The sequence below is a fragment of the Brenneria rubrifaciens genome (genome assembly GCF_005484945.1).
Lineage (GTDB): Bacteria > Pseudomonadota > Gammaproteobacteria > Enterobacterales > Enterobacteriaceae > Brenneria > Brenneria rubrifaciens.
The window spans coordinates 1,566,240-1,587,048 of sequence record NZ_CP034035.1 but is presented as its reverse complement, the minus strand read 5'-3'; the positions used below and the strand labels follow the sequence as shown (position 1 = coordinate 1,587,048).

The 20,809-nt window shown below is 52.1% G+C and carries 16 protein-coding genes and 1 other RNA gene; 7 read left to right on the top strand and 10 right to left on the bottom strand.

What is annotated here, in order from left to right:
• Window positions 1-81: 81 nt before the first annotated feature.
• The 6 genes from sufE to sufA form a co-directional block, all read right to left on the bottom strand.
• A complete protein-coding gene (gene sufE / locus EH207_RS07445) occupies window positions 82-501 on the bottom strand; it encodes a cysteine desulfuration protein SufE (protein WP_137713407.1) in 420 nt (139 codons plus the stop codon).
• A 31-nt stretch (window positions 502-532) separates the two neighbouring features.
• Window positions 533-1,756: a cysteine desulfurase SufS gene (sufS, locus tag EH207_RS07440; RefSeq protein ID WP_137713406.1), complete on the bottom strand. Its 1,224-nt coding sequence runs from the start codon at window positions 1,754-1,756 to the stop codon at window positions 533-535.
• Window positions 1,753-3,090 (bottom strand): Fe-S cluster assembly protein SufD, encoded by a 1,338-nt coding sequence (gene sufD, locus EH207_RS07435; protein WP_137713405.1) that lies wholly within the window; start codon window positions 3,088-3,090, stop codon window positions 1,753-1,755. Before sufD ends, sufS begins: the two co-directional genes overlap by 4 nt.
• On the bottom strand, window positions 3,065-3,811 hold the full coding sequence (gene sufC / locus EH207_RS07430; RefSeq protein WP_137713404.1) for a Fe-S cluster assembly ATPase SufC: 747 nt from the start codon (window positions 3,809-3,811) through the stop codon (window positions 3,065-3,067). The genes sufD and sufC overlap by 26 nt, the downstream gene beginning before the upstream one ends.
• 87 nt (window positions 3,812-3,898) lie before the next feature.
• The gene (sufB, locus tag EH207_RS07425; RefSeq protein WP_137713403.1) at window positions 3,899-5,395 is read right to left on the bottom strand and encodes a Fe-S cluster assembly protein SufB; all 1,497 of its coding nucleotides are present in this window, start codon (window positions 5,393-5,395) and stop codon (window positions 3,899-3,901) included.
• Between the two features lie 13 nt (window positions 5,396-5,408).
• A complete protein-coding gene (gene sufA / locus EH207_RS07420) occupies window positions 5,409-5,780 on the bottom strand; it encodes a Fe-S cluster assembly scaffold SufA (protein ID WP_137713402.1) in 372 nt (123 codons plus the stop codon).
• Window positions 5,781-6,203: 423 nt separating this feature from the next.
• On the opposite strand from sufA, the gene EH207_RS07415 reads away from it, so the two are divergent.
• Window positions 6,204-6,605 carry a hypothetical protein gene (locus tag EH207_RS07415; protein WP_137713401.1) on the top strand — a complete coding sequence of 134 codons (402 nt, stop codon included), beginning with the start codon at window positions 6,204-6,206 and terminating at the stop codon, window positions 6,603-6,605.
• Between the two features lie 90 nt (window positions 6,606-6,695).
• Here the strand turns inward: EH207_RS07415 and EH207_RS07410 are convergent, their stop codons facing one another.
• Window positions 6,696-7,112 carry a hotdog fold thioesterase gene (locus EH207_RS07410; RefSeq protein ID WP_137713400.1) on the bottom strand — a complete coding sequence of 139 codons (417 nt, stop codon included), beginning with the start codon at window positions 7,110-7,112 and terminating at the stop codon, window positions 6,696-6,698.
• Window positions 7,112-10,165 carry a D-2-hydroxyglutarate dehydrogenase YdiJ gene (gene ydiJ, locus EH207_RS07405; RefSeq protein ID WP_137713399.1) on the bottom strand — a complete coding sequence of 1,018 codons (3,054 nt, stop codon included), beginning with the start codon at window positions 10,163-10,165 and terminating at the stop codon, window positions 7,112-7,114. The genes EH207_RS07410 and ydiJ overlap by 1 nt, the downstream gene beginning before the upstream one ends.
• A gap of 280 nt (window positions 10,166-10,445) precedes the next feature.
• Here ydiJ and ydiK point away from each other — a divergent pair, with 280 nt between their 5' ends.
• The 3 genes from ydiK to apbE all read left to right on the top strand — a co-directional run bounded on the left by ydiK (window position 10,446) and on the right by apbE (window position 13,207).
• Window positions 10,446-11,555 (top strand): AI-2E family transporter YdiK, encoded by a 1,110-nt coding sequence (ydiK, locus tag EH207_RS07400; protein WP_137715295.1) that lies wholly within the window; start codon window positions 10,446-10,448, stop codon window positions 11,553-11,555.
• A 250-nt stretch (window positions 11,556-11,805) separates the two neighbouring features.
• An RNA gene (gene rprA, locus EH207_RS07395) (antisense sRNA RprA) lies at window positions 11,806-11,916 on the top strand.
• Window positions 11,917-12,160: 244 nt separating this feature from the next.
• Window positions 12,161-13,207: an FAD:protein FMN transferase ApbE gene (gene apbE / locus EH207_RS07390; protein ID WP_137713398.1), complete on the top strand. Its 1,047-nt coding sequence runs from the start codon at window positions 12,161-12,163 to the stop codon at window positions 13,205-13,207.
• A 105-nt stretch (window positions 13,208-13,312) separates the two neighbouring features.
• Here apbE and ppsA read toward each other — a convergent pair whose 3' ends face one another.
• Window positions 13,313-15,691, bottom strand: a complete 2,379-nt coding sequence (ppsA, locus tag EH207_RS07385) for a phosphoenolpyruvate synthase (protein WP_137713397.1) — start codon at window positions 15,689-15,691, stop codon at window positions 13,313-13,315.
• A gap of 297 nt (window positions 15,692-15,988) precedes the next feature.
• On the opposite strand from ppsA, the gene ppsR reads away from it, so the two are divergent.
• Window positions 15,989-16,810 (top strand): posphoenolpyruvate synthetase regulatory kinase/phosphorylase PpsR, encoded by an 822-nt coding sequence (gene ppsR / locus EH207_RS07380; protein WP_137713396.1) that lies wholly within the window; start codon window positions 15,989-15,991, stop codon window positions 16,808-16,810.
• A gap of 61 nt (window positions 16,811-16,871) precedes the next feature.
• Here the strand turns inward: ppsR and EH207_RS07375 are convergent, their stop codons facing one another.
• Window positions 16,872-17,585 (bottom strand): GntR family transcriptional regulator, encoded by a 714-nt coding sequence (locus tag EH207_RS07375; protein WP_137713395.1) that lies wholly within the window; start codon window positions 17,583-17,585, stop codon window positions 16,872-16,874.
• A gap of 302 nt (window positions 17,586-17,887) precedes the next feature.
• Between EH207_RS07375 and EH207_RS07370 the strand changes: the two genes are divergently transcribed.
• Entirely contained in the window at window positions 17,888-19,471 is a 1,584-nt protein-coding gene (locus tag EH207_RS07370) for an alpha-glucoside-specific PTS transporter subunit IIBC (RefSeq protein ID WP_137713394.1), read from the top strand.
• A complete protein-coding gene (locus EH207_RS07365; RefSeq protein WP_137713393.1) occupies window positions 19,468-20,796 on the top strand; it encodes a 6-phospho-alpha-glucosidase in 1,329 nt (442 codons plus the stop codon). Before EH207_RS07370 ends, EH207_RS07365 begins: the two co-directional genes overlap by 4 nt.
• The last annotated feature ends 13 nt before the right edge of the window (window positions 20,797-20,809 follow it).

Here is a 20,809-nt window from a genome sequence, read left to right as displayed (position 1 = left end):
GAACCGGTTCTGCGTGATTATTTATCCCCGCCATCCATCAAGTTATTAATGCGTTTGTGGTAGCGTCCTGTATCTTGAAATTTATTGGACATGCGACAAGGCGCGAGCGCGGATCGCCCGCAGCATCGCTTCCAGCCCCTGAGAACGGGACGGCGTTAAATGTTGATTTAATGCCAGTTCTTCAAAGAAAGGACGAACATCCAGTTCAACGATCTCTCGTGCACTCAACCCTTGATAAAGACTGAACACCAAGGCAATCAATCCCTTCACAATAGCGGCATCACTGTCACCATGCAGGATTATGCGTCCCCGCTCGTCACATTGCATCACAATCCAGACCTGGCTTTGGCAACCGGAAATCAAATTTTCAGCCTGACGCCAGATTTCCGGCAACGGTTCAAGCCGGGCGCCCAGTTCAATGATATAAAGGTATTTCTCTTCCCAGTTATGACAGCGCGAAAAATTACGTACTAATTTCTGCGGTTCCGGCAGACTTGCCATTTTTTCCTCCCCAGGCGACGTGGCGCAAGGCTCAGTTGCCCAGCAATCGATGTATACGTTGCAGCCCGGCGACCAACCGGTCGATTTCTTCACGCGTAGTATAAGCGGCAAGCGAGGCACGGCACATACTGGGAACGGCATAATGTTCCATCAGTGGCATCGCACAGTGGTGGCCTGTGCGGATCGCAATCCCATACTGGTCGAGAAAACTCCCTACATCATAGGCATGGTGCCGCCCCAGGTTGAACGCAATGACCCCATGACGTTCCGCAGGACCGTACACCGTTAAATCCGGCACTTGAGCCAGCGTTTCCAACGCATAGCGCATCAGAGAGGATTCATAGCGCTGAATAGCGTCACATCCCAGCGCGGTCACATAACTCAGCGCCGCGCCCAATCCCATGATCCCGGCCGTGTTGGGTGAGCCGGCCTCAAAGCGCCACGGCACATCCGCATAAGTTGTTCCTGTGCGCAGGCTGACCTGATGGATCATCGCGCCGCCGCCTTCCCAGGGCGGCATTGACTCCAGCAATGCACGTTTGCCATACAGCACGCCGATACCGGAAGGGCCATAAATTTTATGTCCCGAAAAAACAAAGAAATCACAATCTAAATCCTGCACATCGATCGACTGATGCAAAATCGACTGAGCGCCATCCACCAGAACCACCGCACCTGCGGCTTTCGCCTGAGCGATAATGTCCTTTACCGGATTCAACGTCCCAAGCACGTTGGAAATGTGCGTTACCGCCACCAAACGGGTACGCTCATCCAGCAATGCGGGCAAGCAGGACAAATCCAGCGTTCCCTCCGACGTTAACGGGATAACGCGCACTTCCACACCCCGTGCTTCCGCGAGCATTTGCCAGGGAACGATATTAGCGTGATGTTCCATCTCGGTAATGATGAGATTGTCCCCGGCTTGCAGGAATGCACGGCCGAAACTGTTGGCCACCAGATTGATGGCTTCCGTCGTGCCGCGCATAAAGACAATCTCCTGCGCGCAAGCGGCATTAATGAATGCCGCCACCTGTTCACGCACCGCTTCCATCGCACTGGTCGCCTGCGCACTCAGCGTATGGATACCGCGATGCACAGCGGCATATTCCCGCTGATAAAAAGCCACTTCGCGGTCGATCACCGCTTGCGGCTTTTGCGCACTGGCGGCGCTGTCGAGATAAGCCAGCGGTTGCCCGTTCACCTCTCTGGCCAGTAACGGGAAATCCGCGCGAACCTGTTCGATGGGATAACTCATAGCTCTGCCTTTCCTATGTCTGCTTGAGTGTTCGGCAAGCGTTTCGCGATACGTTTTAACACCACCTCTCTCAATAATTCATCTTCAATGGCTTCCGTCACTTCGGCGGCAAACGCGAAAATAATCATCTGGTGCGCATCCTGCCGGGTGATGCCGCGTGAACGCAGATAGAAAAGCTGCTCTTCATCTATGCGACCAATCGTGGCGCCGTGACTGCATTTCACATCATCGGCATAGATTTCCAACTGCGGCTTGGTATCTACCTCAGCCAGTCGTCCCAGCAACAGGTTATTGTTGGTCATTTGACCATCGGTTTTCAGCGCATTCGGCGCTACTTTAATCATGCCGTTGAACACCGCTTTGGCGCGATCGCTGACGATGGTTTTGTGCAACTGGCGGCTTTCGCCATGCCCCTGGTTATGTTCCAGATAAGTACGGGTGTCGCACACCTCGCTGCCGATGGGCAGAATAAGGCTGTTGATGCCCAGATTCGTCCCTTCGCCATTCAATTGCGCGCTGGTGTGATGACGGGTCAAGCCTGCGCCCAACAGAAAACTGTGGCTACGAACCTGCGCGTCGCGGGACAGCACCAGATCGTTATGCGAGAAGTGATAACCGGCAGCGGCTTCAAAGGCCAGCTTATAGTGGTTGACGCGGCTGTTTTCGCCCGCGCTCACCGTTAAACGCGCGCCGGTGAAGTGCGCGTGTTCGTCCAGACTGACATAGTGTTCAATAATCTGCGCGCTGGCGCCGCGTGCGACATCCAGATGGTGGCGGTGATGAACCGTATTCAACGCCGTCCCTTGACTACTGCTGATATGCAGCAGGTACAAGGGTTTTTCAGCCTGTTGATTAGCCGCCAGACGAATCAATGTACTCTGCGCCGCCAGACTTTCCGTCAGATGCAGAAACACTTCCGACTGGACGGCCGCAGGGAATTCACCGTGCGTACGGGCGGTTTGAATATCAACCTGATAAGGCCCCCACTGCGCGTCGCTGAGCGACGCGGAGAAGACACCGTCGATAAACACCAGACGCCATGCATCAACAGGCAGCGCCAGCGCATTCAGCTCGTCCCGCGTGACCGACGGCACTTGCGGAGCCACAAACTCGTGCGCCAGCAACCCGTCCAACAGCGTGTATTTCCAGTGTTCATGCTTGCGGTGCGGCAACCCAAGACGCAGCACTTCCTGCCAGTGCTGACGCGCATCCGCCGAGCGCTGCGCGGTTTTGGTTTCAAACAGGTCATGCCATTGCCGCAAGGCTTTTTCCTGCTTCTGTTCGATGCCCGTTTTCTTGACGTTCGGGTTACTGTTGGTCGGTAAGCCAGCCATAGCCTTGCTCCTCCAACTGTTTCACCAGTGAGAAATCACCGGATTTAATGATGCGGCCCTGATACAGAACATGCACATAATCTGGCTTGATATAATCAAGAATACGCTGGTAGTGCGTGACGATAATAAAAGAGCGCTGTTCGTTGCGCAGGGCGTTCACCCCATTGGCGACAATTTTCAGCGCATCGATGTCCAGACCAGAGTCGGTTTCATCAAGGATGCATAAATCCGGCTCAAGAGACGCCATTTGCAAAATATCATTACGCTTCTTCTCTCCACCGGAGAAACCCACGTTGACAGAGCGAGTCAGCAAATCTTCCGGCATTTTCAGCAGTTTGATTTTGTCTTCGATAAAATCAGCAAAATCAAAGCGATCCAGCGGTTCCTGCTCACGGTATTTACGCACCGCATTCACGGCCGTTTGCAAAAAAAACTGATTGCTGACGCCGGGAATTTCGACCGGATACTGAAACGCCATGAAGATCCCTTCGCCCGCGCGGTCTTCAGGGTCCAGTTCCAGCAGATCCTTACCCTTGAAGCTTACCGCGCCGCCAGTCACTTCATACTCTTCACGCCCGGCCAGCGTAGCGGAGAGCGTGCTTTTCCCTGAGCCGTTCGGCCCCATGATCGCGTGGACTTCCCCTGGCTTAACGCTGAGATTCAGACCGTTAATGATCTCTTTGCCTTCTACGCTGACTCTTAAATTTTCAATGCTTAACATGCTCTATCCTTCCGGCGCCGAATAGTTTGCGACGCTCATCATTTTTGTGACCGGTATTTTTATCAATAAAAATCCGGTAACAGCGAATCAACCTACGCTGTGTTCCAGGCTAATCGCCAGTAACTTCTGTGCCTCTACCGCAAATTCCAGCGGCAGTTCAGAGAAGACATCTTTACAGAACCCGTTGACGATCATGGAGATCGCGTCATCTTCACTGATACCGCGTTGCAGGCAGTAAAATAGTTGGTCGTCGCCAATCTTCGAGGTAGTGGCCTCGTGTTCCAGTTGCGCCGTGTTATTGCGCACTTCCACATACGGAAACGTATGCGCGCCACAGTCGCTGCCAATCAGCATCGAGTCACACTGGGTAAAATTACGCGCGTTGGCGGCACTCGGCATAATCTTTACCAGACCGCGATACGTGTTCTCACTGTTACCGGCGGAAATCCCTTTGGCGATAATGGTTGAACGGGTGTTTTTACCGATATGAATCATTTTGGTGCCGGTATCGGCCTGCTGATGCCCGTTAGTCAACGCCACAGAGAAGAACTCGCCGACCGAGTGGTCGCCGCGCAGCACCACACTCGGGTATTTCCAGGTAATGGCCGAACCGGTTTCCGATTGCGTCCAGGACATTTTGGCGTACTCGCCAGCACACAGCGCGCGTTTGGTAACAAAGTTCAAAATGCCGCCTTCGGCGTCTTTACCGGAGAACCAGTTCTGCACCGTGGAATACTTCACTTCCGCGTTTTTATTGATGATGACTTCGACCACGGCGGCGTGAAGCTGATAGGTATCACGTACCGGCGCGGAGCAACCCTCAATGTAACTGACATAGCTGTCATCGTCCGCAATCAGGATCGTGCGCTCAAACTGTCCGGTTTTCGCCGCGTTAATGCGGAAATAGGTGGATAACTCCATCGGGCAGCGTACACCTTTCGGCACATAGACAAACGTACCGTCAGATGCCACCGCCGCGTTAAGGGCGGCGAAGAAATTATCATTAGCGGGCACGACCGTGCCGAGATACTGGCGTACTAAATCGGGGTGCTCCTGAATGGCTTCGCTGAATGAACAAAAAATAATGCCCTGCTCAGCCAGTTCATGCCGATAAGTCGTGGCGACGGAAACCGAGTCAAAAATAGCGTCAACCGCCACCGATTGACCTTCGCGCACGGGCACGCCAAGCTGATTAAAGGCGTTTTCGACTTCATTGGTCAGGTAATTATTGACGTCCGCAATGCCGGATTGCTGTGTCGCGCCCGGTTGAGAACCGCAGGTGTCGTCGCAACTGCCGCAGGACGGCGCGGAATAATAGCTATAGTCCTGATAGTCGAGCTTGTCGTAATGCGCTTTCAGCCAGTGAGGTTCTTCCATTTCCAGCCACGCGCGATAAGCATTAAGCCGGAATTCCAGCATCCACTCCGGTTCATTGCGTTTTGCTGAAATAGCCCGGACGACATCCTCGTTGATGCCGTGCGCCAATTCGTCGGTTGCCAGCTCGGTGAAAAAGCCTTCTTTATAGCGCCCATCACCCATCCAGATCTGGACATCATCAGGTACTTCTACTGTGCTACGTGCCATAATTTGTCATCACTTAAATGCCGAAGCTCTCGCCGCATCCACAGGCATGCTGAGCGTTGGGATTATTAAACTTAAATATCTGATTCAGTCCCTCACGGACAAAATCAAGTTCGGTGCCATCAATAAAAGGCATCGCTTTTAGCGGCACATAAAGCTTTGCGCCGTCGCGCTCGAACAGTAAGTCATCCGTAACGGACTCACGAACCAGATCCAACACATAACCAAATCCAGCACAGCCGGATTGTTTAACGCCCAGCCGTAACCCTTGTACCGCCGCATCCTGTTGCATTAAATTCTTGATTTGTTTCACTGCGCTATCTGTCAGCGTCAGTCCTTTCCAGACGTTCTCATCCAGTGAAAAAGTCCCTACGCTTTCCGCTTGCATAACGAATACCTCATGGTGTGTCGTACCAGTTTCAGGCTGGTTTACTCTAATGTTAGTGATAATGGATATTGCTTCAACCTCTTGTTTTGCAGGGCTATTGGCGGCATTTGTTTTTGGGCGGTGATTATTACGCTTAATTATCATTATCAGGCTGTGAAAAAGCGTTTCTCGCATAAGTCTAACAATATGATAAATCTGTATTAAACCATTTCAACCGCCATTTCCCGGCATCAGTAAACTATCAATTCATTATCATCAGTATAACATTCATAGTGGATGCCTATTTATAAAACAGGGAAAGTAAATGAATATTTGCGACCACTGCGCGCCCACTTTGGGTGGTAAACCACATTTTCCCCATTGATCCCGATTAATTTTATAAATATGATAATGATTATCATTTAAAACCCAGGATCGATAACCATGCTTTCAATGAATGCCTGGCTACAGCATCAGATAGACGAATATAAATTTCAAATTCGGGACGCCACCGTCGATTTCTATATGGCTGAAGCGCGTTTGAACCGCCCTGAAAGCAATATTGATCATCTGCGGCGCTACCACAATGCCTGTATGGATATGGTTGACTTATGCCTGCGCAACGGGGATGACGCCAGCTATTTACATGCGCTGGCAAAATTACATAACAGGCTGATTAAAGAAATAAATAACGAAGCACGTTGTCATCTCTTCCGGGTACAGAGTTACTATTTTGCCCGGAACACGCTTAAGTTGATTTGCCATCAATTAAGCATGCAGGGCTCCTGGGACAAGGCCACCGCCTTCCAGACCGATTTCGTTAAGCGGGTGCCTTTCTTGCCCTGACGCTTCGTGGCCGTTGTCGCATCATACAGACTTTGCCGGCAGTGGCGAGAGTATCGACACCGCCGGCATAATGTTTAACGTCAGTTTGCGCTACGGCGCGATCACCGCCGTGGTCAGGCGAGAGGTACAGCACAACCGGTTCCGGCTATCAAAAATATCAATTTGCCATACCTGGTTGCGTCGTCCGACATGCAGCGCTCGGCACACGCCGCGCACTTCACCCTCGGATACCGCACGCAGGTGGTTGGCGTTGATTTCCATCCCGACCACCGTCTGATCTCCTTCGGTACAAAGATAACCGGCAACCGATCCCAGCGACTCGGCCAGAACGACGGACGCGCCTCCGTGCAATAAACCCAGCGGCTGCCGGGTGCGGGAATCTACCGGCATCACCGCTTCAAGATGATCGTCAGTAAGCCGGGTATAACGAATGCCCAGGTGTTCCACCATGCATCCCTGGCTTTGCGCATTCAGCTGCTCAAGCGTGAACTGTCTTTTCCACTGCATTAGATAATCTCCAGCAAAGCCTGTAATGGGTGACGCAACCCGCTGCCCTCCATCCGCTTGACCTGACTACGACAGGAGTATCCGGTGGTCAGACAGCGTTTCTGCGGCAATTTCTGCAACGCCAACTGCCAGGATAGGGAGTAAATGCCCTGAGAGTTCGCCAGATTCCTGGTTTCATGACCGTAGGTGCCCGCCATCCCGCAGCAACCCACGCTGACATTTTCCAGTTTGGCGCCAAAATGCGAGAAGATATCCGACCACTGTTGGGTGCTGGCGGGTAGCGCCGTCGTTTCCGTGCAGTGCCCGAATAGATACCAGGATTCGCCCGTCGCGGCCTGAGGCGCGCTTGCCCCCAGCACGCTCATCAGCCATTCATGCACCAGTTTCACCTGGAAGTCACCCCGCTCGTCACCCAGAATCTCGCGGTATTCATCACGATAGCAGAGTACCAGCGCGGGATCGACACCCACCATGGGCATGCCGAGTTCCGCTACCCGATTCAGAAAATCTGACGTCTTCGCTGCGGTTTTCGCAAAACGTTGCAGGAAACCTTTAATGTGCTGCGGCTTACCATTTGGCGAGAATGGCAGCAGTACCGGCTTCAGTTTCAGTTTTTCCACCAGATGGACAAGATCGGCCACCACCTGCGCCTCATAGTAACTGGTGAACGGGTCCTGCACGATCAGCACATGTTGCTGCCGTTCAGCATCAGATAGCTTCTCTAGGTGCTCCAGCGTGGTTCGTGTCGCGCTATGACCGGCAAGCTGTTGGCGAAGTGACGGAGAAGATAGCAGCGGTAAATCCACCATGCCGATTTGCTGACGGCTAAGCGTATTAACCCACCGCATTTTGAGAAAGAAGTTGAAGGTTTTCGGGCTGCGCGCCATCAGCGGCGCATAACTTTCGACACCGGCCACCAGATAATCCCTCACCGGACGTAAATAGCGGGTGTGGTAGAGTTGCAGGAAACGGGAACGGAAGCTGGGAACGTCGATTTTGATGGGACACTGCGTCGAACAGGCTTTACAGGCCAGACAGCCAGACATCGCCTCTTTCACCTCATGGGAAAAATCATAGTCTCCCTGCCGGGCCTGCCAGGTGTTACGGGTTTTCTGAACCAGGGCGCTCAGGCTCATTTTCTGCTGGGACAGCGTTTTCTCCAGCGCCAGCGGATCAACCCCCTGTTCCGCCAACAATCGCAGCCATTCACGCACCAGCGTCGCCCGGCCTTTCGGCGAGTGAATCCGGTTGCCGGTAATCTTCATGGAGGGACACATCGGACTGCGGGCGTCAAAATTGAAGCAAAGCCCGTTGCCGTTACAGTCCATGGCGCCGCGGAATGACGTCCGCACCGCCAGCGGGATAGCCCTGTCGTAAGTTCCGCGCTTAACCGCGTCGACTTTCATCATCGGCGCGTCAATATCCAACGGGGCGCAGATTTTGCCCGGATTAAGGCGATTATCCGGATCAAACGCCGATTTGATACGACGCAGCTCCGCATACAGCTCGGCGCCAAAAAATTCGGGACTGTACTCGGCGCGAAATCCTTTGCCGTGCTCTCCCCACAGCAAGCCGCCGTATTTTGCCGTTAACGCAACAATTTGATCGGAAAGTCGCCTCATCAGGATTTCCTGCTGAGGATCGCACATATCCAGCGCCGGACGCACGTGAAGCACGCCGGCATCCACATGGCCGAACATACCGTAAGTCAGGTTATGGCTGTCCAGCAGCGCACGGAACTCTTCGATATAATCGGCCAGATGCTGCGGTGGGACGCAGGTATCTTCGGCAAACGGAATCGGTTTCGCCAACCCTTTACTGTTGCCCAGCAAGCCAACGGCTTTCTTACGCATGCCGTAAATACGTTCAATGCCCGCCAGATCGCTGCACGTTTGATAACCAATCACTCCGGCTTCGCCCGCGGCCAGCAATTCATCCAGACGCGCGCACAGCGTTTTCACCTGTCCGTCGATCAGCGCTTCATCATCACCGGCAAACTCAACGATATTCAGCCCCAACATCTCCTGGTTAGGGACATCGGTAATCAATTCGCTGACGGAGTGCCAGACAATATCTTCACGGGCCAGGTTCAGCACTTTTGAATCGACGGTTTCAACTGACAACGCCTGCGCTTCCACCATGAACGGCGCATTGCGCAACGCCGAGTTGAAAGAGTCATATTTAATATTGACCAGCCGCCGCACCTTCGGCAACGGCGTAATATCGAGTTTCGCTTCCGTGATGAACGCCAGCGTCCCTTCAGCCCCGGTCAAAATGCGAGTCAGGTCGAACGTTTTCAGATCGTCACTAAAAACGTGACGCAAATCGTACCCGGTCAGGAAACGGTTCAACTTGGGAAACTTATCGAGGATCAGCCGACGCTGTTCACGGCAGCGATGCAAAACCGTATGATAAATACGTCCGACAGGCGAGGCTTCCTGCGCCAACTGTTCAGCCAGTTCCACCGGCATCGCCTGTGTGTCCAGAATGTCGCCGCCCAGCAGCAACGCGCGCAGCCCCAGCACGTGATCCGAGGTTTTACCGTAAACCAGCGATCCCTGCCCCGACGCATCGGTATTAATCATGCCGCCCAGCGTGGCGCGGTTACTCGTGGAAAGTTCCGGCGCAAAGAAATAGCCGAATGGTTTGAGATATTGATTAAGCTGGTCTTTAATCACGCCCGCTTCTACCCTAACCCAGCCCTGCTCAGGGTTAATTTCCAAAATACGGTTCATGTAGCGTGACATATCCACCACGATGCCGCGGTTAAGCGCCTGGCCGTTAGTCCCCGTGCCGCCGCCGCGAGGGGTGAAGATCAGACCGAGAAAACGTTCTTCGCCGGCCAAGCGGGTCAGAATGGCCACATCTGCGGTAGAACGGGGGAAAACAACGGCATCAGGTAAGAGTTGGTAGATACTGTTATCTGTCGCCATCGTCAGGCGATCGGCGTAGTCTGTCGCCATATCGCCTGTAAATCCATGCTGTTTTAACGCTTCCAAAAAATTAAGCACCGGCTGAACGAGTCCGGGTGACTGAGCGATCTGTGGGATCATTATCTTTTGACCCTATCCGTACAAAAAGAGGTATTTGCTAATGATGGCATTACTACCAGCAACGTGGAGGATGAAGGATATATCATATTTCGGCAAAAATTGCGTAGCTTGATCAGTAAAAACACACCCATCTTGGGTTTCCACCGCTTCACCAACAAAATGTCCAACGGGCTATCAAAAAGCCCGGAAATATCTCATGATAAATCTACGCCGTCTTCATCGCCTTGCAAAAGTGACGTCGCTCTAGGACATTGAGTCTGCTTAATGAGGTACGAAATTGATACATAACTTTCAACGACAACAGCGTTTTGATTTAGCCAGAATATTATTCAGCCTGCTGTTTATCGCTATCATGATCATTGCCTGTTTTTGGGTAGTTCAGCCGTTTATATTGGGATTTGCCTGGGCGTGTATGGTCGTGATTGCAACCTGGCCGCTGTTGATAAAAATACAGGCTCTGCTGTGGGGCCACCGCTCACTGGCCGTACTCACTATGACTTTATTGCTGCTCCTGCTGTTTGTCATGCCGATAGCCCTTCTGGTCAGCAGCGTGGTGGAAAACAGTTCAGCCTTAATGGACTGGAGCGCCAGACAGGAGAAAATTGCCCCGCCGTCGCTTGACTGGTTAACGTCGATTCCGCTGGTTGGCGATAAGCTCTTTGATAGCTGGCAATTGCTGCTGCAAAGCGGCGGCAGCGGTATTTTTACCCAGGTTCAGCCCTACTTCGGCAAAACCGCGTCCTGGCTGATGGCGCAGGCCGCGCACGTAGGCCGTTTCCTGATGCACTGTGCCTTGATGCTGATATTCAGCGCCCTGCTGTATTACAAAGGAGAAGCCGTCGCCAAAACCGTACGGCATTTTGCCATCCGCCTGGGACAAGAGCGAGGCGATACCGCAGTGATCCTGGCGGCTCAGTCAATCCGCGCCGTGGCATTGGGCGTGGTCGTCACCGCCATTGTACAATCCGTGATGGGCGGTATCGGGCTGGGACTGTCCGGTATACCTTATACCACGTTGCTGACCGTGTTGATGTTTCTGTTCTGTCTGGCTCAGTTGGGCCCTCTCCCGGTATTGATTCCAGCTATCATTTGGCTTTACTGGAGCGGCGACAGCACCTGGGGGACGGTTCTTCTGGTTTGGAGCTGTGTGGTCGGCACCATTGATAATTTCATCCGTCCGGTGCTGATTCGTATGGGCGCCGATCTTCCCATTTTGCTGATCCTTTGCGGCGTCATTGGCGGCGTGCTGGCATTTGGTATGATCGGTCTGTTCATTGGCCCGGTGGTGCTGGCCGTATCTTATCGGCTGATGTTCGCCTGGGTGAAAGAGATCCCCGAACCTGAAAATATCGTTACGACCTCTCCCGTCATCGCCCCCAAGAAAAAATGACGATAATGAATGAAATCGGCATCGCAATGGGTGGTCTAACCACCCATTTATAATGAACCATTCAAGTAAAAAAACTAATATATTCACCCTCAATATCAGGGATTATTCCTAAAGAATTGCTGATTTTTCCATTATCACGTTAATTTCACTCACTGTAGCCTGCCGAATGTGATTGCAACTCTTAAAAAATGATTAACCATTAGGATGATTCTTAATGACTAAACGAGGCATAATCCTTAGCATAAATAAAGGAGCTAGTTTTTAACCTGCTGTTTGTCAACAAGGTTTCCTCCTCGTCAGAGTTAGTAACGAATTGCTGTGTGTAGTCTTTGCCCATCCCCTGAGATGGGCTTTTTTTTATCCCACTTACCAGACGCTCCCTTCTTTCCTCCTGCTTCCCGGGATGCTTTCACCAACGCCGTTCTAAGGGATGTTTATCGCCATAAATTGCGGCCAATCTTATTTTTGTTAATTTGCGCTTTGTTTTTTATCCGCTTTGCTTTATTGGTAATACCCGGTCGCCTTTCAAGTTGCAGCGGCGCTAGTTGCCCGCACATTGAAATCTATTATTTATCGCGCGTTGCTTCATTTCTGGGAGTTTTTTCATGCTCAATCTCGCCATTAAGGGACTCATTCTCGGTTGCCTGTTCAGCCTGCTCACCGCCTGTGATAATGCGTCCCACCAGACTTCGACGCGTCCTCTGCTGACCCTAGAGGGTAAAACGATGGGCACCTTTTACAGCGTAAAAATCAGCGGAGAATTGACGGAGAGTAAAGCGCAATTACAGCAGGAAATCGATCGTTTGCTGGAACAGGCCAATGATGAAATTTCCACCTACCGTAAAAACTCGACCCTGTCGCGATTCAATCAATATCGGGGCACTGAACCCCAGCCTATCAGCAATGGCATGGCGGACATTATTCTGGCGGCGCAGCGTATTGGCAGAGCAACGAATGACGCCATGAATATTACTGTTGGCCCTCTGGTCAATTTGTGGGGGTTCGGACCGCAAAAACAGCCGGTGAAAATCCCGACCCAGCAGCAAATTGATCAGGCAAAGCAAAAAGTGGGATTGAACCACCTAACGTTACTCAGTGACTCTCGCGGGGCATGGCTGCAAAAGGATCTGCCGGATTTATATGTCGACCTCTCCACGCTGGGTGAAGGCTATGGCGCGGATGTTCTGGCCCAATTAATGGCGCGCAAAGGCATTACCAACTATCTGGTTTCGGTGGGCGGCGCGATTTCCAGCCGCGGCGTAAATTCGCAAGGCGCGCCGTGGCGTGTAGCCATCCAGAAACCGACGGATCAGGAAAACGCGATCCAGGCCGCAGTGAATTTACAGGGCTACGCCATCAGTACGTCTGGCAGCTACCGCAATTATTTCGAGCAGGACGGTAAACGTTACTCACACATTATCGACCCGACCACGGGCCAGCCGATTACGCATCAGTTGGTTTCCGCCACGGTTATCGCGCCGACGGCGCTGGAAGCCGACGGATGGGATACCTCTTTGATGGTGCTCGGTACGGAAAAAGCGTTAAAACTGGCGGAACGGCAAAGACTGGCGGTTTATTTAATCACCAGGACAGATGAAGGATTTCGCGCCGTCATGACGCCACAGTTCGGGTCTTTCCTGATTAAACAATGAAGGCGCTTGTTAACGGAATATCAAGAGAATTGAGGGGAATCGTAAACGCCCGATAGCGTTAGCCGCTATCGGGCGTATGTTCGGCTTATCGACGCGCATCCGCGATTACTGATGTTCCGCCAGATTCAGCCAGGTTTGCACGACGGTATCCGGGTTGAGGGACAGGCTATCAATCCCTTGCTCCATCAGCCACAGAGCGAAGTCCTCATGATCGGAAGGCCCCTGACCACAGATGCCGACGTATTTGCCCTGTTTTTTAGCGGCCTTGATCGCCATTGACAGCAAAGCTTTAACGGCATCATTGCGCTCATCAAACAGTTCGGAGACAACGCCGGAATCCCGGTCCAACCCCAGCGCCAACTGCGTCATGTCGTTTGAACCGATAGAGAAGCCGTCGAAGTGTTGCAGAAACGCATCCGCCAGCAACGCATTGGAGGGGATCTCACACATCATGATGATTTTCAGGCCGTCTTCGCCACGACGCAATCCCTGACGGGCCAGTTCGTCGATGACCGCTTCCGCCTGCGCGACGGTACGAACAAACGGGATCATGATCTCCACGTTTTTCAACCCCATCTCATTACGCACGCGTTTCACTGCGGCGCATTCCAGCGCGAAGCAGGCTTTGAAATCCGGGGAAACGTAGCGGCCGGCGCCGCGGAAACCCAGCATCGGGTTCTCTTCTTCCGGTTCATAACGCTCGCCCCCTACCAGATTGGCGTACTCATTCGATTTAAAATCGGATAAACGCACGATCACCCGTTTTGGCGAAAACGCCGCGGCCAGCGTTGCAATACCCTCCGTCAGACGACCGACATAGAACTCGACCGGATCGTCATACCCCTGCATCAGCGCCGTAATTTCACGCTGTAGTTCCGGGGTTTGCTGATCAAATTCCAGCAGCGCGCGCGGATGCACGCCAATCATGCGGTTGATAATGAACTCCAGGCGGGCCAATCCGACGCCGTCGTTGGGCAGGCAGGCGAAATCAAATGCGCGATCGGGGTTACCCACGTTCATCATGATTTTCAACGACAGATCGGGCATTTTATCAATCTGTGAGCTTTTTACGGTGAAATCCAGCAGGTCATGATAGACATAACCGGTGTCGCCTTCCGCGCAGGACACGGTCACTTTCTGTCCGTTGCGCAACTGCTCGGTAGCATCACCGCATCCGACGACCGCCGGAATGCCCAACTCACGGGCAATAATTGCCGCATGACAGGTACGTCCGCCGCGATTGGTGACAATGGCGGCGGCTTTTTTCATGATCGGCTCCCAATCCGGGTCGGTCATGTCGGTGACCAACACGTCGCCGGCATTAATAAGGTTCATTTCGCTGATGTCATGAATGACTTTCACCTCGCCCGCGCCGATGCGGTGACCGATAGCGCGGCCTTCAACCAGCACCTTGCCGCCTGACGGCAAATGATAACGCTCCATCACCTGGCCGTTGGAACGGACGGTTTCAGGACGCGCCTGAACAATATAGAGCTTGCCCGAGTGACCATCTTTCGCCCATTCAATGTCCATCGGGCGGCCGTAATGCTTCTCGATCAGCAGCGCCTGACGCGCCAGCGCCTGTACTTCGTCATCCGTCAGACTAAAGCGCGTGCGCTGCTGCTCAGGGACATCTTCGATACGTACCTGCTTGCCATGTTCCTGACTGGCGGCGTACACCATGCGGATTTTTTTCGATCCCATGTTACGGCGGACAATCGCAGGTTTGTCATTGAGCAACGTGGGTTTATGCACATAAAACTCATCCGGGTTGACCGCGCCCTGCACCACCATCTCGCCCAGACCATACGCGGAGGTAATGAACACCACCTGATCGAAGCCAGACTCCGTATCAATGGTGAACATCACGCCTGATGCAGCCAGATCGGAACGCACCATACGCTGAACGCCCGCGGACAGCGCCACGCCGCGATGGTCATATCCCTGATGCACGCGGTAAGAAATGGCGCGATCGTTAAACAGCGAGGCGAACACGTGTTTCACCGCGACCATCACCGCATCAATACCCTGAACATTCAGGAAAGTTTCCTGTTGTCCGGCAAACGACGCATCCGGCATATCCTCCGCCGTCGCGGAAGAGCGCACGGCGAATGAGGCCTCTTTTTCACCTTCAGCCAACTGCTGGTACGCATCACGAATGGCGTCCTCAAGTTCTGGCTGGAAGGGCGTATCAATAATCCACTGACGAATTTGCGTACCGACTTTCGCCAGTTGATTCACATCGTCAATATCCGTGCGATCCAGCAATTCGTAAATGCGCTGATTGATACCGCTTTGATTAAGAAAATCATTAAACGCCTGTGCCGTTGTCGCAAAGCCATTGGGGACTGCAACGCCGAGTTCCGACAGGTTAGTGATCATCTCACCCAGAGAGGCATTTTTGCCTCCCACCCGTTCAACGTCGTGCATGCCAAGCTGGTTATACCAGAGGACATTGCGCAAATCAGAGCCGTTATTGGACATCGAAAAAATCCTTTCTGCATACAATTAGGGTATGAAAGAGTTCGGTTGAGTTATGCCTCAACATACTGAGGGTAGCATAGCGTTTTATGAAAGATAGAAAGGTGAATCGATCAAGCTATGAAAAAAAACTCATTTAATTGTCAAAGATTGATCAACACGGTAAAAATCCAATATCGTAGAAGATCATTATCTTTATCAGAAGGATAATGAAATGGTGTTTTAATATAAACATTGTTAAAACGGCATTATTGTCGTCGCTAAGTTGTTTTTATTGAAAAAATACAATGCGGGGTTCAGGTGGAAAGAAGCGTGTTTTACATCTCCGACGGGACGGCGATCACGGCGGAAGTGCTCGGTCATGCGGTGCTGTCACAGTTTCCAGTGGAAACCGTGAGTTTCACTTTACCCTTCGTGGAAAGTGAAACGCGCGCTAAAGCGGTGTGCGAACAAATCAATACCTCCTATCGACAAAGCGGTTTGCGCCCGTTGGTCTTCTACTCGATTGTCACCCCCACCGTACGTGACATTATCATCAGCAGCGAGGGGTTTTGTCAGGACATCGTGCAAGCACTGGTTACGCCCTTACAAAAAGAGCTAAATATTCCGCCGACGCATATTGCTAACCGAACCCACGGCCTGACCGCCAACAATCTGGGGAAATATGAAGCGCGTATCGCCGCCATCGACTATACGCTGGCGCATGACGACGGTATTTCGCTGCGCAATCTCGATCAGGCTCAGGTCATCCTGCTTGGGGTATCACGCTGTGGGAAAACGCCAACCAGCCTTTATCTGGCGATGCAATTCGGTATCCGCGCGGCCAATTATCCCTTCATCGCCGATGATATGGATAATCTGCGCCTCCCTGATGCGCTTAAACCCTTCCAGCATAAGCTATTCGGCCTGACGATTGATGCCGAACGGCTGGCGGCGATCCGCGAAGAACGGCGCGGCAATAGTCGTTATGCGTCTCTGCGTCAATGCCGCATGGAACTCAGCGAAGTCGAGGCGTTGTTTCGCAAACACCAGATTAAATACATCAATACCACCAATTATTCGGTGGAAGAAATTTCCGCCAAAATCATTGATATTCTCGGCATGAGCCGCCGTATGTACTAGTTCATGATTATGCTTATCGCCCAATCCGCATAGCGCTAACGGGCACGGTTAATTGGCGGATTTACGAGTTGAGCTTATTGCGCTGCATATAAAAGCTCACCTGATAATCGTGAACGTTATAAATCATAATCGAAAAATCAATGTACGCGCCGTCGACCGATTGCGACAGTGAGGTCATTTGCAGCAGCGGCATCCCCTCGTTGACGTTCAATAAGCGCGCCACCGCCCCCTCCGCCAGGATCGGCGAAAAAATTTCATAGCAACCGGCGATTTCAATATGTTTTTCATCCTCAATGTAAGCGAATTTAGAACCTTGCAAATGTTTTACCGATAGCTCTGGAAACGGCGCAACCGGCAGATAGCTGTCTTCCAGCATGCAGGATTTTCCATCCACATAGCGGAGCCGGCGGGCAAAATAGATTTTCTCATCGGAACGCAGGCGTAACTGACGGGCGATGGAGGGCGGAGCCGGGATAATACGGAAATCCACCACCTCGTTGGTGGTGGCACGGCCAATCAGCCGCATATGTTCAGCAAAACTGTTCAGCGCATGGCTCTTAAGCTGGACGTCTTTTTGCAGGATGTACGTGCCGCTGCCATGACGACGTTCCAGCAATCCTTCCGCAACCAGTTGCTGTATCGCCTTGCGGATCGTCATACGCGAAACGGACAACTCCAGCGCCAGATTTTTTTCTGAAGGCAATGCTTCCCCGACGCGAAATTCCGCGGAATTTATCCGTGAGCGGATCTGGTCGGCGATGAGTTTATAGATCACTTTTAGACCTTATTTTCTTCATTACGCTGTTAAGCAGCGGTCAGTCATTCATATAAATAACCTTGATAATCATATAATTAAAACCATCCACTCCTCTCCCACGATCACCATCACATCGACAGATCTGCAACACGCGCCAAAGGCTTACCTCTCAGGCGAGCATCGATTCATGATTCAGTTCACAAATCTTGGGTTCGCCGACTCCCCGTTTATCTCAATCTTCATATTCTCACTGTACAGAACATTTTTTATTGCCCACGAAAATAAACTTCCCTACAAAACTTAAAATGAAGGACAACACTATGCTAAGTCAAATCCAGCGATTTGGTGGCGCGATGTTTACCCCGGTGCTGTTATTTCCTTTCGCCGGAATTACCGTCGGCCTCGCAATTATGTTGACTAACCCGATGTTTGTTGGTGAATTGGCTAACCCTGATAGTTTATTTTTTCAGATTATTCATCTTTTTGAAGAAGGCGGATGGACGATATTTCGCAACATGCCGCTGATATTCGCGATAAGCCTGCCGATTGGCCTTTCACAACAAGCACCTGCCAGAGCTTGCCTGGCTTCGCTTACCGCCTACCTCACCTTCAACTACCTGATTCAAGCAATGGCGACGCAATGGGGCGGCTATTTTAATGTTGATTTCACTGCCGATATTGGCGGTGTCAGTGGATTAACCCTGATTGCCGGAATAAAGACACTGGATACCAGTATTATTGGCGCCATTGCGATTTCAGGTTTGGTAACCGCTATTCACAATCGCTTTTACGATAAATCGCTACCGGCTTACATCGGTATATTTCAGGGGACAGCTTATGTGGTCATTATTAGCTTTTTTATTATGATCCCGGCTGCCTGGTTAACACTGCTTATTTGGCCGAAAATACAAATGGGCATAGCGTCATTGCAAGATTTAATGTTGTCATCAGGCACGTTAGGCGTGTGGATATATACCTTTTTAGAACGGATACTGATCCCAACGGGCTTACATCATTTTATTTATGGTCCTTTCATTTTTGGCCCGGTCGCGGTGGAAGACGGCATTCAGATTAATTGGATCGAAAATATTCAGGCTTTCAGCCAGTCGACGTTGCCATTGAAAGCGCTTTTTCCGCAGGGGGGATTCGCGCTATTCGGCAATGCCAAAATGTTCGGTTCAATCGGCATCGCCGCGGCGTTTTACGCCACGGCAAGCGCGGAAAACAAACCTAAAGTGGCCGGTCTGCTGATCCCGGCGGTCCTGACCTCGGTACTGGTGGGGATAAGCGAACCGCTGGAATTCACCTTTCTGTTTATCGCGCCCTTGCTGTTCGCCATTCACGCAGTGCTGGCCGCCACCATGGCTGCGATAATGTACACGCTGGGCGTCGTCGGCAACATGGGCGGCGGCCTGATTGAAATCGCCACGCAAAACTGGCTGCCGATGTTCCATAACCATGCGATGAACATGGTGACGCAGATTGGCGTCGGCATTGCTTTTTCATTCATCTATTTCTTCGTGTTCCGCGCCGTGATTTTGCGCTTCGATGTCAAGACGCCGGGGCGGGAAAACGGCGAGCTCAGGCTGTATACCAAAACAGATGTGCGCGGCAAAGACGCCGTACAACCCACCGCGCAGCTCGAACAGGCACAAGCTTACCTCAATGCGCTTGGCGGGGCCGCCAACATTGTCAGCCTCAACAATTGCGCCACCCGTTTACGTATCACTCTTGCGGACCCCGCGCGGATGCAGCCCGATGACATTTTCCGTCAGTTGGGCGCTCACGGCGTGATCCGTAACCGCAACGCCGTCCAGATCATTGTCGGCCTGTCGGTTCCTCAGGTTCGCGATCGTCTGGAAAATCTGATGCAGCACTCATCCCTGACGGAGGTTCAACCATGAAAAAATTCTCAATCATGATCGCTGGCGGCGGCAGCACATTCACGCCCGGTATCGTACTGATGTTGATACAAAACCGGGATCGGTTTCCTATCGGCACCTTGACATTTTACGACAATGACGGCGCAAGACAGGAAGTGGTGGCCGAAGCCTGTAAGATTCTGCTGCAAGAACAGGCGCCGGAGATCGCTTTTAGCTACACCACCGACCCGGAAGAAGCATTTACCGGCATTGATTTTGTCATGGCGCATATTCGCGTCGGCAAATATTATATGCGTGAACTCGATGAAAAAATTCCGCTGCGCCACGGCGTAGTCGGTCAGGAAACCTGCGGGCCGGGCGGGATCGCCTATGGTATGCGCTCCATCGGCGGCGTACTGGAACTGGTGGACTATATGGAAAAATATTCGCCGCAGGCCTGGATGCTCAACTACTCGAATCCGGCGGCAATTGTGGCCGAAGCGACCAGAAAGCTGCGCCCGCAGGCGAAAATCCTCAACATCTGCGATATGCCTATCGGTATTGAAGGCAAAATGGCGCAGATCATCGGTCTGAAATCCCGCAAAGAGATGACCGTGCGCTACTACGGGCTGAACCATTTCGGCTGGTGGACATCGATTCAGGATAAAGACGGCAACGAGTTGCTGCCAGCGATCCAAGAACATGTCGCAAAATTCGGCTATATTCCGCAAACCGGCGACCATCATAAAGATAATGAGCCGAGCTGGAACGATACATTTGCCAAAGCCAGAGATGTTTGCGCCCTCGATCCACAGACGTTGCCCAACACTTACCTGAAATATTACCTCTTCCCGGACGACGTGGTGGCGCATTCCAACCCAGAATACACCCGCGCCAACGAAGTCATGGACGGACGAGAAAAACAGGTATTCAGCGCCTGCCGCGCGATTACCGGCGCGAAATCCGGTTCAGCGGGCGATCTCGAAATCGATGAACATGCGTCATACATTGTTGATCTAGCGCGGGCCATCGCTTTTAACACGCGTGAAAGAATGCTGGTAATCGTGCAGAACAACGGTGCAATCAATAACTTTGATGACGATGCCATGGTGGAGATTCCTTGTCTGGTCGGCAGCCACGGCCCGGAACCGTTGCAGATGGGCAACATCCCCACGTTCCAGAAAGGAATGATGAGCCAACAGGTTGCAGTGGAAAAACTGGTGGTTGAAGCTTGGGAGGAGGGCTCCTATCAAAAACTGTGGCAAGCGCTCTCGTTGTCCAAAACGGTGCCGAGCGCCACCGTCGCCAAAGCCATTCTTGATGATTTGATTGAGGCTAATCAGGATTTTTGGCCGCCACTGAAATAGTGCGCACCCGACA